12 protein-coding genes are annotated in these 13,155 nt (G+C 63.7%); 4 read left to right on the top strand and 8 right to left on the bottom strand.

Going from position 1 to position 13,155, the window contains the following annotated elements; genetic code table 11:
• Positions 1 to 16: 16 nt before the first annotated feature.
• The 5 genes from ACEN9T_RS07950 to ACEN9T_RS07930 all read right to left on the bottom strand — a co-directional run bounded on the left by ACEN9T_RS07950 (position 17) and on the right by ACEN9T_RS07930 (position 5,391).
• Positions 17 to 901, bottom strand: coding sequence for a LysR family transcriptional regulator (locus ACEN9T_RS07950; RefSeq protein WP_232039964.1), 885 nt, complete (start codon positions 899 to 901; stop codon positions 17 to 19).
• Positions 902 to 989: 88 nt separating this feature from the next.
• Positions 990 to 1,727, bottom strand: a complete 738-nt coding sequence (locus ACEN9T_RS07945) for an aspartate/glutamate racemase family protein (RefSeq protein ID WP_413706031.1) — start codon at positions 1,725 to 1,727, stop codon at positions 990 to 992.
• Between the two features lie 30 nt (positions 1,728 to 1,757).
• Positions 1,758 to 3,173, bottom strand: coding sequence for a dihydropyrimidinase (gene hydA / locus ACEN9T_RS07940; protein WP_092972235.1), 1,416 nt, complete (start codon positions 3,171 to 3,173; stop codon positions 1,758 to 1,760).
• A gap of 21 nt (positions 3,174 to 3,194) precedes the next feature.
• Positions 3,195 to 3,923, bottom strand: a complete 729-nt coding sequence (locus ACEN9T_RS07935) for an aspartate/glutamate racemase family protein (RefSeq protein ID WP_024978375.1) — start codon at positions 3,921 to 3,923, stop codon at positions 3,195 to 3,197.
• A gap of 160 nt (positions 3,924 to 4,083) precedes the next feature.
• The gene (locus ACEN9T_RS07930) at positions 4,084 to 5,391 is read right to left on the bottom strand and encodes an MFS transporter (RefSeq protein WP_092972236.1); all 1,308 of its coding nucleotides are present in this window, start codon (positions 5,389 to 5,391) and stop codon (positions 4,084 to 4,086) included.
• A gap of 216 nt (positions 5,392 to 5,607) precedes the next feature.
• On the opposite strand from ACEN9T_RS07930, the gene ACEN9T_RS07925 reads away from it, so the two are divergent.
• Both ACEN9T_RS07925 and ACEN9T_RS07920 read left to right on the top strand, forming a co-directional pair.
• Positions 5,608 to 6,390 carry a GntR family transcriptional regulator gene (locus ACEN9T_RS07925; RefSeq protein WP_413706030.1) on the top strand — a complete coding sequence of 261 codons (783 nt, stop codon included), beginning with the start codon at positions 5,608 to 5,610 and terminating at the stop codon, positions 6,388 to 6,390.
• The gene (locus ACEN9T_RS07920) at positions 6,387 to 7,235 is read left to right on the top strand and encodes a fumarylacetoacetate hydrolase family protein (protein WP_413706029.1); all 849 of its coding nucleotides are present in this window, start codon (positions 6,387 to 6,389) and stop codon (positions 7,233 to 7,235) included. The genes ACEN9T_RS07925 and ACEN9T_RS07920 overlap by 4 nt, the downstream gene beginning before the upstream one ends.
• A 22-nt stretch (positions 7,236 to 7,257) precedes the next feature.
• On the opposite strand, the gene ACEN9T_RS07915 is transcribed toward ACEN9T_RS07920, so the two are convergent.
• From ACEN9T_RS07915 to nirK, 3 genes are read right to left on the bottom strand one after another with little or no spacing between them, the layout of a single operon-like run.
• On the bottom strand, positions 7,258 to 7,842 hold the full coding sequence (locus ACEN9T_RS07915; protein WP_413706028.1) for an SCO family protein: 585 nt from the start codon (positions 7,840 to 7,842) through the stop codon (positions 7,258 to 7,260).
• On the bottom strand, positions 7,839 to 8,630 hold the full coding sequence (locus ACEN9T_RS07910; RefSeq protein WP_413706027.1) for a formylglycine-generating enzyme family protein: 792 nt from the start codon (positions 8,628 to 8,630) through the stop codon (positions 7,839 to 7,841). The genes ACEN9T_RS07915 and ACEN9T_RS07910 overlap by 4 nt, the downstream gene beginning before the upstream one ends.
• Before the next feature lie 16 nt (positions 8,631 to 8,646).
• Positions 8,647 to 10,146: a copper-containing nitrite reductase gene (gene nirK, locus ACEN9T_RS07905; protein WP_413706026.1), complete on the bottom strand. Its 1,500-nt coding sequence runs from the start codon at positions 10,144 to 10,146 to the stop codon at positions 8,647 to 8,649.
• A gap of 272 nt (positions 10,147 to 10,418) precedes the next feature.
• On the opposite strand from nirK, the gene ACEN9T_RS07900 reads away from it, so the two are divergent.
• Complete coding sequence (locus ACEN9T_RS07900) at positions 10,419 to 10,709, top strand: DUF2249 domain-containing protein (protein WP_004627827.1); 291 nt, start codon at positions 10,419 to 10,421, stop codon at positions 10,707 to 10,709.
• A gap of 32 nt (positions 10,710 to 10,741) precedes the next feature.
• On the top strand, positions 10,742 to 13,018 hold the full coding sequence (locus tag ACEN9T_RS07895; protein ID WP_092972242.1) for a nitric-oxide reductase large subunit: 2,277 nt from the start codon (positions 10,742 to 10,744) through the stop codon (positions 13,016 to 13,018).
• Positions 13,019 to 13,155: the final 137 nt, after the last annotated feature.

Here is a 13,155-nt window from a genome sequence, read left to right as displayed (position 1 = left end):
GTTATTTATCTAGCGATCAATGAGAAATTCTCATTGCAGAAGCGACCACGGCATCGGTCAATGCCTGGGTAAAGCGCTGTGCAGTCCGCGATTGGTGTTCAAGCAGCACCACCGCGCGGTGCAATTGCGGTTGGCCAAACGCCAGCCGGGCGATGGGCGGCAATTGCGTCAGCTCGGAGTCGGATATCGCCACCACGGCGGCGCCCAATCCGCTTGCCACCATGCGCACGATCGTGTCCTTGTTGTCGAGCACCATCTCTTCGCGCACCCGCACGCCCAGGCGCCGCAGTTCCGAAGCGATCATGCGGCCGGCCCAGGCCTGCGCATCAAAGCGGATAAACGGCAACTCGGTCAGCAGCGCACGCGCATCACGCTCGGCGTATTGCGCGGGAGCGAGCAGCCAGAAGCGGTCTTCATAGAGCGTCGACCACACCAGTTCCGCCGGATGCGGCCGCACGGGGTGCGACGTGATTGCGGCGTCCAGTTCGCCGTCGGCTACACGCTGTGCAAGCTCGGCCGACATGCCGGCGGCCACGTGCACGCGCAGGCCCGGATGCGCCGTCCGCAGGGCCAGCAGCGCGTTGGGCAGCGGCCCCGATAGCGCGGTCTGGATGGCGCCGATGCGCAACCGCCCGACCAGCGCCCTCTCATCGCTCAGCGCATCGGGAATGCGGTCATAAAGCGCGAGGATCTGTTCGGCCTGGGCGAGCACGATGCGGCCTGCCTCTGTCAGCGCGGGCTCGCGCCGTGAGCGGTCGAACAGGCGGACGTTGAACTCCTCTTCCAGCGATTTGACCTGCAGGCTGACAGCCGACTGCGTGAGCCCGATGGCCTCGCCGGCACGCGCAAACGTGCGGTGGCGGGCGATAGCAACGAGCGTTCTCAAGGCGCGGAGAGACATGGCGGATACGAAGTTCGATCAGGTGCAGATAGCGCATCGTACCCTCTGGCCACATCGGCCCGCCCTCCAGGGCAGCGAGACAACCCGCCTACGCCAGCATGGCAGCCAGCGCAGGAGGCAACCCGCGGTTTGGCTTGTGCGGCGGACGCGCAAAGCTGCCTTCCGCGGCGCCGTTCGGGGCAAGCGCAATCAGACTCTCGCAATGGCGGATGGCGCTGGACACGCCGTCCACCACCGGCACGGGAATGCGGTCCTTGAGTGTCCGGGCCAGGCCGGCAAGCGGTGCGCCAGCCACGATGATCACGTCAGCTCCGTCTTCACGCACTGCCTGCAGGCTGAGTTCCTCCAGCCGTGCCGCATGGTCCTCCTGCACGCTGCCGATGTCGCGCAGCGGCTGCTGCAACGAGCGCACGCTTGCCAGCCGCGACGACAGCCCATTGGCGGCTACGCACTCGCGGTACCACGCCTGGATACGGTTCGAAATGGCGATGATCGAAAAGCGCTGGCCGAGCAGACAGGCGCTGGCCAGCGCCGCTTCGGTCATGCCGACCACCGGCACGTTGCACAGCTCCTTGATGCCAGCGAGGCCGGGGTCTCCAAACGCCGCGACAACCACGCCGTCGAATTGACCATCATGTTCGGCGACGACGCACGCAGTGGCATAGCCGCCCACGAGTGCTTCGAAGCGCGTTTCGATATAGGCCACACCAAATGGCGCCGTCGCCATCGTGAGCGTGGTGCCGGGTGACACGGAGCGACGCGCCTCGGCATGGATCAACTCCGTCACGCTCTCGGAGATATTGGGATTGACGACCAGAATACGCATGATGAAATTTTGAGAACCCAACCAGAAACGTCAAACCAGCGACGGCGCGCCCGCCGGCAGGAATTGCCCGCGCCCCGGTGCCGGTTCGAGGTACTTGCCGTTTTCGACCAGCATCTCGCCGCGCGAAAAGCAATGCACCGGCCAGCCAGTCACTTCAATGCCTTCATAAGGCGTGTAGTCGACCGCGTGATGCAGCGCATCGTTGGTGATGCGCACGCGGCGCTCCGGATCCCACAGCGTGATGTCGGCATCGGCCCCCACGGCGATCGTGCCCTTGCGGGGGTACAAGCCGTACAACCGTGCCGGGCGATACGACGTCAGCTCCACAAACTGATGCAGCGACAGCTTGCCGCGCGCAATGCCATCAAACAGCAGCGGCAACCGCGTCTCGATACCGGGTACGCCGTTGGGAATATGGTCGAACGGTTGCGCCTGACCGCCAAGCTTCTTGCCTTCCGGGTCGTCATAGTTGAACGGCGCATGGTCGGAAGAGAACACGCTGAACACGCCCCCTGCAAGCGCGCGCCATACGGCTGCCTGGTTCTCCGGATCGCGCGGTGGCGGGCTGCAGACGCACTTGGCACCTTCGTAGCCATCGTCACCTTGCAGGCCCATGTCTTCGGCGGTCAGATAGAGGTACTGCGGACAAGTCTCGGCCAGGATCTGCAAGCCACGGCTTTGCGCCCAGCGAATCTGCTCGATGGCTTCCTTACCGGAGACATGCACGATCAGGATCGGCACGTCCACCAGCTCGGCAAATGTGATGGCACGGTGCGTGGCTTCACGCTCCACGGCAGCCGGGCGTGACAGGCCATGGAAGCGCGGCGAGATGCGGCCCTCGCCGACCAGTTTCTCCGTCAGCCAGGAAATGCAGTCTGCGTTTTCCGCATGCACCATCACCAGGGCGTTGTTCTGCTTGGCCACGTCCAGCACGTCCAGCATTTCGCGGTCGGACAGCTTCAGGTCGTCATAGGTCATGTAGACCTTGAACGAGGTGTAGCCCTGGCGAATCAACTCCGGCAGTTCGTGCTTCAGCACGTCGGGCGTGGGGTCGGCCACGATCAGATGAAAGCCATAATCGGCCACCGCGCGGCCCTCGGCGCGCCGGTGGTAATCGGCCACCGCCGCCTTCAGCGAGCCGCCCTTCTCTTGCGCGGCAAACGGGATCACCGTTGTCGTGCCGCCGCAGATGGCCGCGCGCGTGCCGGTGAAGAAGTCGTCGGCCATGCGCATGCCGTCGGGCATGGGCTGGTCGAGATGACAATGACCGTCAACACCGCCGGGCAGTGCCAGAAGGCCGCTGGCATCCATCTCTCGCGCGCCGCGTGGCAAGCCGTGGCCGAGCACGGCGATGCGGCCATCGCGCACACCGATGTCGCAGGTAAAGCGATCGGATGCGGTCACCACATCCGCATTGCGGATCACCAGGTCGAGTTCCGTGGACATGCTTAGCGCTCCTTCATTCCGTTAAGCGACGTCCGAGAACAGGCGGCCCCATCCACGCAGCTCGCGCGTGTCGACGCCCGCCAGCCGCAGTGATTTCCACACGACGGTCGAGATGGTGTCGTACACGGGAATGCCCGTTTCCGCTTCCAGCGCTTCAACCAGGTGGGCAGCGCGCAGGTTCGTGCAGAACGTGGTGATGGCGGCCGGCTTTTGCTGCGCAACGTCGCGCACCAGCGTGCGGATGGTGTCTTCTTCCACGTCTGCAAAGCTGTGGTTGACGTGCAAGTCCAGATGGCGCTCAGCCACGCACTTGAAACCGTGGCGCGCGTAGTTCTGCACGATGCGCTGCTGCACGTCATCCAGATACGGCGTAACGAGGGCGAAATCGCGCGCGCCGGTTTTGGCCAGAATCTCGTTGAGCGCCAATACTGACGTGGTGGCCGGAATGCCGGTGGCTTCCGTGATCTGGCGGCACAGCGCCTCGTCTTTCTCAAAGCCGAGCCAGCCGGACGACGTGCCGTTCCAGGCAATCACGTCGACATGCGCGTCGGCCAGCAACTTGGCGGCGTTCAGGATCTTCTCCAGATCGAACTGCCCAAGCGCCTGGTCGCGCAGAGAAATTTCCGTCACGGTAAAACGCGAGAAATGCGCGCTCACATTGGGCAGGCCGCTCACCATGGCGCTGGTAATGGGTTCCAGCGCCGTGTTGGAAGATGGGGTGAGCATGCCGAGCTTGATGCGTTTTGTCATGGGAGTCTTCTTCGTGGTTTGCGCCCCGCCGCACGCGAGCGTGGGCATCGGGGCGTGCTTTTTATGTTGATGCGTACGGTTGCAGCTTGTGGTCAGAAATCAGAAGCAAACGCCGCGCCGCAACCGCAAGTGGCATTGGCTTACGCCAGTTCATCGCGCCTCAGACCGGCAGCTTCTTGCTGTAGTCGATCAGCAGCGTCGAGCAGATGAAGAGGCCCGCACCGGCGGCGGCAAACAGGATCAGCGCCATGTCGTACGAACCGGTCGTCTGCACGATCAGGCCGACGATGATCGGCATGCCAACCCCGGCGAAGTTGCCGCCCAGATTCATCGTGCCGCCCAGGAAACCCACACGCTTGCGCGTTCCCAGGATCGACGGAATGCACCAGAACAGGCCGCACCAGCGCAGGAAGAACAGCGTGGTCGACAACAGTGCCACCACAACCACCGGGTCCTTGAAGCGGGCCACCGTGTAGATGGCGATCGTGGCCAGTACCGAAGCGATGCCAAACAGCGTGCGCAGCACCCGGGCTCGCGATGCCCCGGTGGCGATCCATTTGTCCGCAATCCAGCCGCCCACCATCTCGCCCACAAAGCCGGAGAAGAACATGGTGAACACGGCGCCGCCCATCTCCTTGATGTCCAGCCCGTGCACCTTCGACAGATAGGTCGGCATCCAGGTCAGGAGACCGTAGAACAATGCGTTGAAGCACATCCAGCCGAAGAACATGCCCCACACCGAGCGGTACTTGAAGAAGTCCAGCACGTTGCCGCTGACGGCGGCCGGCTCGGCAGCCTGGTCGGCGGCGTGTGCCTCTTCAATGTAGGCGGCTTCAGCCTCATTGACGGACGGATGCTCGCGCGGGTGGTTGCGGATGTACCACCACGAGAAGAGGCCGGCCACCATCGTCCCGATACCGGCCACCACGAACGACGTGCGCCACGAATCGAATTCGGCGATCAGCCCAGCGATGATGAGTGCGCCCAGTGCCGCGCCCAGCGGCGCGCCACCGTCGAGCAGCGTGGCACCGCGACCGCGTTCGTTCTGCGTCATCCAGATGGCGTTGAGCTTGCCGCCGGCGGGGTAGATGGGCGCCTCGGCCGCACCCAGCCCCAGACGCGTGACGAGCAGCGGCACCCAACCGGTACATAGTGCTGCAATGGATTGGAAGAAACCCCAGCCCAGCGTTGCGCCGGCAATTACCACGCGCGGCCCAAAGCGGTCGGCCAGCATGCCGCCCGGAATCTGCATGAGCGCGTACGTCAGAAAGAACGAACTCAGCAGTAAGCCTTGCACCGCCGGGCCGATGTTGAATTCCTTCGCGATCAACGGCATCGCGACTGACAACGATGCGCGGTCGACGTAGTTGATGGAAATCAGCATCAACATCATCAAGAAAATCTTCCAGCGCACAGAGCTCTTCGTCTCCGTTAGCGCCATGGCCGGGGCCGGGCTTGCGGTTTCCATTACGCGTGTCTCCTGGTAGCTCAGGAAGTCGTTTCGGAAAACGGGCTTGGGGGCCGGACTTGACGCCGATCCGCCCCAACTCCGCCCACCGAAACGACCTCCTGAGTCGATTTGATTGGTTTGTGTTGCGCAACGTGGCCGAGTATAGGATACGTAATCTGTAATTACAACATCTGTAAGTTGTTGATTTTATTGACTACAAAAAGCACAATCTCGGTGTGTGATAGCCTTTTGTGGTGCATCTTCCCCATTCTGGTGACGTCTGTGACCCAACCGCTGCTTCAATCCCCTCGCCTGCGCACGCTCGGCATGTCGGCCGAAATCGCTTCGCGCCTGCGCACCCTCATCGAAGAAGGCGAACTGCCGCCCGGCGCCCGCATCGACGAGCGTGCCTTCTGTGAAATGTTCGATGTCTCCAAGACGCCGCTGCGTGAGGCGCTCAAGGTGCTGGTGGCCGAGGGGCTGGTGCTGCATCGGCAGTACATCGGCTACCGCGTAGCACCGCTCGATCTGGATGAACTGCGCGCCACCTTCGAAACGCTGCATGGGCTGGAATTCACGGCTGGAGAACTGGCAGCGGCCCGGCTGTCAGAGGTGGCTCTGGCGCGCCTGGAACGCAAGCACCAGGCGATGCTTGACGCGCACGCGGCGGGCAGGCGTACCGAGTACTTCCGCATCAACCAGGAAATTCACCAGCTCATCATTGATGGCACGGCCAACCCAGTGCTGGCCGGCATTTACGCGACGTTGATGAGCAAGGTGCACCGCGCGCGCGGCGCGGCCAACGCCGACACGCTGCGCTGGCAGGAATCGCACGAAGAACACGAAGCCATCATGGCCGCCCTTCGCGAGCCAGGACGCCCGCGCTTGGCACAGGTGCTGCGCCTGCACTCGGAGAACACTGCCAAGGAAGTGCTGAGCGTCGTGGCAAGCAGCCTGGCCGAGGCCGGGCGCCCGACCCGATCGACCAAGGATGCCCCCAAGAAAGGCGCGCAATGAAACTCGTACGCGTGGGGGCGCCCGGCGCAGAACGCCCAGGCTTGATCGATACGCAAGGCCGCGTGCGCGACCTGTCAGGCGTGATCAGCGAACTGGGCCCGCAGCAGTTGTCCGATGCCGCGCTCGCACAACTCGCAGGCGTAGACATCGGCGCCTTGCCCGTGATGCCGGATACCCGTTTTGGTGTGCCATGGACCGGCATCGGCAAGATCATCGCGATCGGCCTGAACTATGCCGACCATGCCGCCGAAGCCGGCTTGCCCCCTCCCGCGGAACCCATCCTTTTTCTTAAAGCCAACAGCGCATTGAACGGTCCCAACGATGCCGTCATGCTGCCGCGCGGCTCTGAAAAGACCGACTGGGAAGTTGAACTCGGTGTGGTGATCGGCAAGACGGCGAGCGATGTTTCCCGCGAACAAGCGCTCTCACACGTTGCCGGCTATTGCGTGGTGAACGATGTGTCGGAACGCGAGTTCCAGCTTGAGCGCGGCGGCACGTGGGACAAGGGCAAGGGCTGCGACACCTTCTGCCCCGTCGGCCCGTGGCTGGTCACGCGTGACGAAGTGCCCGACCCGCAGGCGCTTGGCCTGTGGCTCGACGTCAATGGCAAACGTGCGCAGCGGGGCAGCACGGCGACCATGGTGTTTGGCGTGGCGCATCTGGTGAGCTACGTCAGCCGCTTCATGACGCTGCACCCAGGCGACCTGATTTGCACCGGTACGCCGCCCGGCGTCGGCATGGGAGCCAAGCCCCCGCGCTATCTCAAGGCCGGTGACACCATGCGCCTGGGCATCGACGGCCTTGGCGTGCAGACACAGACGGTCGCCGCCTACACCAAAGCCTAGACAGACATGCGGCGCGGCGCGCTTAACGCTGTGCCGCCACCAGCTTGCGCATCGCGTCCACCAACTTCGGATCAACCGCGCCCAGCGTATTGGTGCGCGCGGTGATGCGCCCTTCTGCGTCCAGCAGCAGGATCGTGCTCGAATGGTTGAAATCGCCATCTGCCAGGCGCCGGTATTGCACGCCCAGCAGCGCCGCCACCTCACGCGTGCCGCTGGCGTTTGCGCGGGCGACTTGCCAGTGGTCGTCGGCGCCATGCGCGTTGGCTGTCTTCTTGAGCGCCGCAACGGAATCGCGCTCCGGATCGACCGTCACCATCAGCACCCGCACGCCGTCGTGCGCGGGCTTACCACCCTTGGCGAGCGTCGCGCGAATGGTCTCAAAGATCATCGGGCAGACCATCTGGCACGACGAATAAAACATGCTCACGAGTACCGGCTCGCCGCGCAGGTCTGCCAGGTGGAAGACGCGGCCGTTCTGGTCGGTCAACGCCACATCAGATTGATACAGCGAGCCCGAAGCGACGGGCCCGGCAGCAAGCGCGACGGCTGCGGCACCGGCCAGCATGAGTGCCACAAAGGCACGACAAAGTTGCTTAAGAAGCGTCATGGACGTTCTCCATTGATGGATCGGGCGCAGCGAAAGCCAAGGCTTCCTGTGGCATCGGCGCCTTCAAGTGATGACAGCAACGCCACGCGCATCAGCACGGCGTAGCTGTCGCGGCGCACGATGCTGATGGCACCGGCGCCGCAAAACTTCTGCTTGTCGGGGTCGCCCTGCGTGCGGCTGTCCCCGGCGATGAAGAGTGCGTTGAAATCGTCGACCCATTCCCAGATCAGGCCGTGCAGATCGCGCACGCCATGGACATCCGCTGGACCGCCAACGGGCGGCAACACACGCGTGGCGGGCCGTTCGTACCAGCCAAGAATGCGTTGCGCCCATTGCGGGTCGTCGCGGGCGTCTGCGCGTGTGGCGTCGGCCGCGGCGGCGGATTCCCACTCAAGCCAAGTCGGCAGGCGCGCCCCTTCGCTTTCGCAATAGGCACGGGCCGCAAACCAGCTCACGCCAGTCACCGGCGCTTGCGGTGAGGCTTGCGCATCGGCGTGCGTCGCGTCGGCCCAGTCGGCAAGGTAGGCCTTGCCGGCAAAGACCTGCGGCACACGGCCACGCTGCCAGGCCTCGTGACGTTGTACGAAAGTCTGGAACTCACCGATGGTGACCGGCGTGGTGCGCAACTCAAACGGCTCGATGCGCACCCGCTGCGGCTGCCCCGGTGCGTTCTGGGGCAGCACGCTGTCGAAGTCGCCGCCGGGCAGCCGCACATAGGTGGCGCCCTGCGCAGCGGCGCCAGCCAGCGCCATCAACATGGCAGCAAGGTGCAAGGTCAGGCGGCTCATGGTCGTGCGGATCCGGTCAATGTTCGGCCACGGCCTTGGCGGGCGCCGGCTGGGCACGCACCTTCTTCACGTCGTCCGCGCTCACGCGGCCACCGGGGTTGTCCCAGCTGTTGAGCACGTAGGTCAGGATGTTGGCGACCTCGTCGTCATTGAGCTGCGTCATCGGCGGCATGACGGAGTCGTATTCCTGCCCGTTGACCTTGATCTTGCCGTTCAGGCCATGCAGCACGATGTTCATCGCCCGCTTCGGGTCTGCGGCGAGGAAATCCGACTTGGCCAGCGGCGGGAACACGCCCGGCAACCCGGCGCCATTGCCCTGGTGGCACACCGAGCAGGTACCCGCAAACAGCGCGCGGCCAGCCTGCACCTGATCCTGCACGGTCAGGGTACCGCTCACCGAAGCCTCGGTCGCCTTGGTGACGGCGCTCATGTTCGGTGCGGCACGATCGCCCAGGTACACAGAATCCAGTTCCTTGCCGGAATAGACGAGCTTGTTCTCCGGGCCATCCACCTTGAGGATCGCCATGGCGCCCTTGTTGAAGGCACGGAAGATGGAGTGGTCGACCAGCACATAGCTGCCAGGCACGCGCGCGGTGAACTTCACAACTGCCGCGCCACCCGCCGGGATCAACGTGGTCTGCACGTTCTTCTGCACGTTGGTGCCGCCCTCATAGCGCACCTGGTCGAAGATGGCGCCAATTACGTGGAAGCTTGAGACCAGGTTGGGCCCGCCGTTGCCAACGAAGATGCGCACCGTTTCACCCACCTTGGCGTGCAGCGCCTTGTCACCGGTGAGCGCACCTTCGGCACCGTTGAACAACACGTAGCTCGGGCGTTCGTCAATGGCTTTTTCCATGTCGAACGGCTGCAGGCCCTTCTCGCGGTACTTGCCGGCCGTGTAGAAATCGCCCTGCATGACGTAGTACTCGTGATCCACCTTGGGCAGGCCTTCGGGCGGCTCAACCAGGATCAGGCCGTACATGCCGTTGGCGATATGCATGCCCACGGGCGCGGTGGCGCAGTGGTAGACGTAGACGCCCTCGTTAAGCGCCTTGAAGGTGAACTGCGATTCATGGCCCGGTGCGGTGAAGCTCGATGCTGCGCCGCCGCCCGGACCGGTCACGCCGTGCAGGTCGATGTTGTGCGGCATCTTGCTGCTCGGGTGATTCTTGAGGTGGAACTCCACCGTGTCGCCCTGCCGCACGCGAATGAAACTGCCGGGAACGGTGCCGCCGAACGTCCAGAAGGTGTAGCTGACGCCTTCGGAGATCTGCATTTCCTTCTCGACCACTTCCAGCTCCACGATGACCTTGGCTGGATAGTTCCGGTGGACCGGCGGTGGCACAAGCGGCGGACTCGTGAGGACGGCGTGGATCGGCTCGCCGCGCGGCGGGCCAAAATCACCCGGCAACTTGGCGCTGGCGGCGCGCGCCGCAGTGCCCGCAAGCACTGCGCCCAGCACCACAGAAATCAGGCCCGCGCGCATCAGGCTGCGGACGGTGTGAAGACGGCTCATTTTTTCTCCCGTGTATCGGTCTGGTGTCGTCCGCTCCACGTTAGGCCCCGGCAGCCAGTAGGGCTTTGATACAGCGCAAACGAAAAACGGCCCTGATCGGCACATCCGCGCTGCTGCATGGCGGACAAGCCCAGTCGTGGCGTGATTTGCCGCCTCAAGATACCCATAAAACAAGCATCTGATATACATCAATAAGGCCGGAGATTCACCTCAGTAACATAGTTGCATCCTTAATGCATCTTTTTGATGCGACACCCACAGAGGGAATCCCCATGACACAGTCCGCCTCCACCATCCAGCTCGACCTGCGCGTGCTGGCGCCGCGCGAGCGCCATCCGCTGATCTTCTCCGCCTTTGGCGAACTCGGCATCGGCCAGAGCCTGGAGCTGATCAACGATCACGATCCGCGCCCGCTGCAGTCTCAGTTTCAAGTCGAGCGCCCGGGACAGTTTTCCTGGGACTACCTTGAGCGCGGCCCCGGTACGTGGCGCGTTGCCATCACCAAGGTGGCCTCTGCCGCCAGCGCCGGCCACTGCTGTGGTGGCTGCGGTGGTGGCGCCTGAATTTCCGATCGCATCCTGCAAGGAACCTTGTCATGAAAAACAACCAAAGGCTGTGGCGGTGGCTCGGCCTGATCTTCATCCTGTCGTTCGGAGCATTGGGCTATCTGGGCCGGCAGATCTATCTGGCAGCACCGCCGATCCCGCATGCCGTTGTCACCTCTGTGGGCGAGGTGCTCTTTACCGGCGAACAAATCCAGCGCGGCCAGGAAGCCTGGCTGGCAGCCGGCGGCCAGCAGCTTGGCACCGTCTGGGGCCACGGTAGCTACGTTGCACCTGACTGGTCTGCCGATTGGCTTCACCGTGAAGCCACGGCGCTGCAAGCCATCCGCGCGCATCAGCAGTTCGATACCGATGCGCCGTTGACGACCGTGCAGCAAGCCGCCGTCGACGCCAGCGTGAAAGAAGAAATGCGCCGCAATACGTACGACGCAAATCACGACATCCTGACCGTGTCGCGTGAGCGTGCGGAAGCCATCCGCGGTGTGGCGCAACACTTCGAGGCGCTGTTCGGCACCGATCCATCGCTGGCAACGTTGCGCGATCAATACGCCATGGCCACCGGCGTGCTGCCGGAAGCGGCCGATCGCGAAGCCCTGGCGGCGTTCTTCTTCTGGACGTCGTGGGCCGCCGCTGCCGACCGCCCAGGCGAGACCGACATCTCGTATACGAGCAACTGGCCGCATGAACCGCTCGTGGGCAACACCATGACCGGCGGTGCCGCCATGTGGTCGATGGTCAGCATCGTGCTGCTGCTGGGCGGTATTGCCGCCATGCTGTGGCTGCACGGCAGCAGCAAGCACGAAGAGGAAGCTGCGCCGCTGCCGGCCGATCCGTTCCTCAACGTGGTCGCCACGCCGTCGATGAAGGCCACGCGCAAGTACTTCTTTGCCGTGATCGGCCTGATGCTGGTGCAGATCGGCATGGGCGCCATTACCGCGCACTATGCGGTGGAAGGTGAATCGTTCTTCGGGATTCCGCTGGCGCAGGTGCTGCCGTATGTGATCAGCCGCACGGTGCACACGCAACTGGGCGTGCTGTGGATTGCCACGGCGTGGCTGGCCACGGGCCTGTACATTGCGCCGCTGCTGTCGGGGCGTGAACCGAAGTTCCAGAAGCTGGGCGTCGACCTGCTGTTCTGGGCGCTCATCTTTATCGTGGTGGGCTCCATCGCCACCGGCTGGCTCGGCACGTTGCAACATCGCGGTGCGGACTTCGGCTTCTGGGTCGGCAACCAAGGGCTGGAATACACCAGCATGGGCCGCGTGTGGCAAATCCTGTTGTTCGTCGGCCTGCTGTTCTGGGTCGTGCTGCTGGGCCGCGCCCTGTGGCCGGCACTGAAGACGCCGTCGGAATCGCGCGGGCTGATCGCCATGGTGTTCCTGTCGGCCACATGCATCGGCGGGTTCTATTCGACGTCGCTGGTGTGGGGCCAACACACGCACTATTCGATGATCGAATACTGGCGCTGGTGGCTCGTCCACCTGTGGGTCGAGGGCTTCTTTGAAGTGTTCGCCACCGCCGTCATCGCGCTCATCTTCACGCGCCTGGGCCTGATTCGCGCCAGCAGCGCCAACCGGGCCATCGTGGCTGAAACGATCGTGTTCCTGTTCGGCGGCATTCTGGGCACGCTGCATCACCTGTACTTCACGGGGACACCGACCTCGATCATCTCGGTGGGTGCAGTGTTCTCTGCGCTGGAAGTGGTACCGCTTTCGCTGATCGGGCTCGAAGCGCTGCAGAACTATCGTCGCACGCAAGGCACGCCGTGGCTCAACGCCTACAAGTGGCCCGTGCTGTGCTTCGTGGCCGTGGGCTTCTGGAACACCGTCGGTGCGGGCCTGCTCGGCTTCGCCATCAACCCGCCGGCTTCGCTGTACTACGTGCAGGGTCTGAACATGACGGCCGCCCACGGGCACGCGGCACTGTTCGGGGTGTACGGCATGCTCGGTATCGGCTTGATGCTGTTCTGCCTGCGCGGCCTGTATGCGCGCAGCCTGCATGCCGATCGCCTGCTCAAGCCCGCGTTCTGGGGCCTGAACATCGGCCTGGCAATGATGGTGTTCATGTCGCTGTTGCCAGCCGGTATCTACCAGGCCTGGGCCAGCGTCACCAAGGGCATGTGGTACGCCCGTTCGCCGGAGGTGGTGCACTCGAAAGTGATGGAAACGCTGGTCTGGCTGCGTGTGCCGGGTGACATCGTGTTCGCCATCGGTGCGCTTGTGCTGGCTTGGTATGCGCTGCGGCTGCTGCGCCGTCCGAAGGCACAACAGACCGAGCCGCTGCCGGCTTCGGCTCGCGCCACGCGTTAATTCTTAACCCAGCTGTTCTCTCAAAAACCCGCAGGGCCCGTGTCGATTCGACCGGGCCCTGCGGGTTTTCCTGTAATGCCTGCCGCTCGCAAGCTCCCTACAATGACGAGTCATATAGATGAATAGTTGACCACTTC

The sequence above is a fragment of the Ralstonia sp. Ralssp110 genome, assembly GCF_047325135.1.
GTDB classification, from domain to species: domain Bacteria; phylum Pseudomonadota; class Gammaproteobacteria; order Burkholderiales; family Burkholderiaceae; genus Ralstonia; species Ralstonia mojiangensis.
The sequence above is the reverse complement of the archived record's forward strand: the minus strand, read 5'-3'. Positions and strand labels throughout refer to the sequence as shown.

Bases quoted from the DNA above. Each gene is read 5' to 3' on its own strand.
- ACEN9T_RS07910 (WP_413706027.1), bottom strand. From the start codon at position 8,630: ATGAGCCGCCTGACCTTGCACCTTGCTGCCATGTTGATGGCGCTGGCT.
- hydA (WP_092972235.1), bottom strand. From the start codon at position 3,173: ATGTCCACGGAACTCGACCTGGTGATCCGCAATGCGGATGTGGTGACC.
- ACEN9T_RS07945 (WP_413706031.1), bottom strand. From the start codon at position 1,727: ATGCGTATTCTGGTCGTCAATCCCAATATCTCCGAGAGCGTGACGGAG.
- ACEN9T_RS07930 (WP_092972236.1), bottom strand. From the start codon at position 5,391: ATGGAAACCGCAAGCCCGGCCCCGGCCATGGCGCTAACGGAGACGAAG.
- ACEN9T_RS07900 (WP_004627827.1), top strand. From the start codon at position 10,419: ATGACACAGTCCGCCTCCACCATCCAGCTCGACCTGCGCGTGCTGGCG.
- ACEN9T_RS07950 (WP_232039964.1), bottom strand. From the start codon at position 901: ATGTCTCTCCGCGCCTTGAGAACGCTCGTTGCTATCGCCCGCCACCGC.
- ACEN9T_RS07920 (WP_413706029.1), top strand. From the start codon at position 6,387: ATGAAACTCGTACGCGTGGGGGCGCCCGGCGCAGAACGCCCAGGCTTG.
- nirK (WP_413706026.1), bottom strand. From the start codon at position 10,146: ATGAGCCGTCTTCACACCGTCCGCAGCCTGATGCGCGCGGGCCTGATT.
- ACEN9T_RS07915 (WP_413706028.1), bottom strand. From the start codon at position 7,842: ATGACGCTTCTTAAGCAACTTTGTCGTGCCTTTGTGGCACTCATGCTG.
- ACEN9T_RS07935 (WP_024978375.1), bottom strand. From the start codon at position 3,923: ATGACAAAACGCATCAAGCTCGGCATGCTCACCCCATCTTCCAACACG.
- ACEN9T_RS07895 (WP_092972242.1), top strand. From the start codon at position 10,742: ATGAAAAACAACCAAAGGCTGTGGCGGTGGCTCGGCCTGATCTTCATC.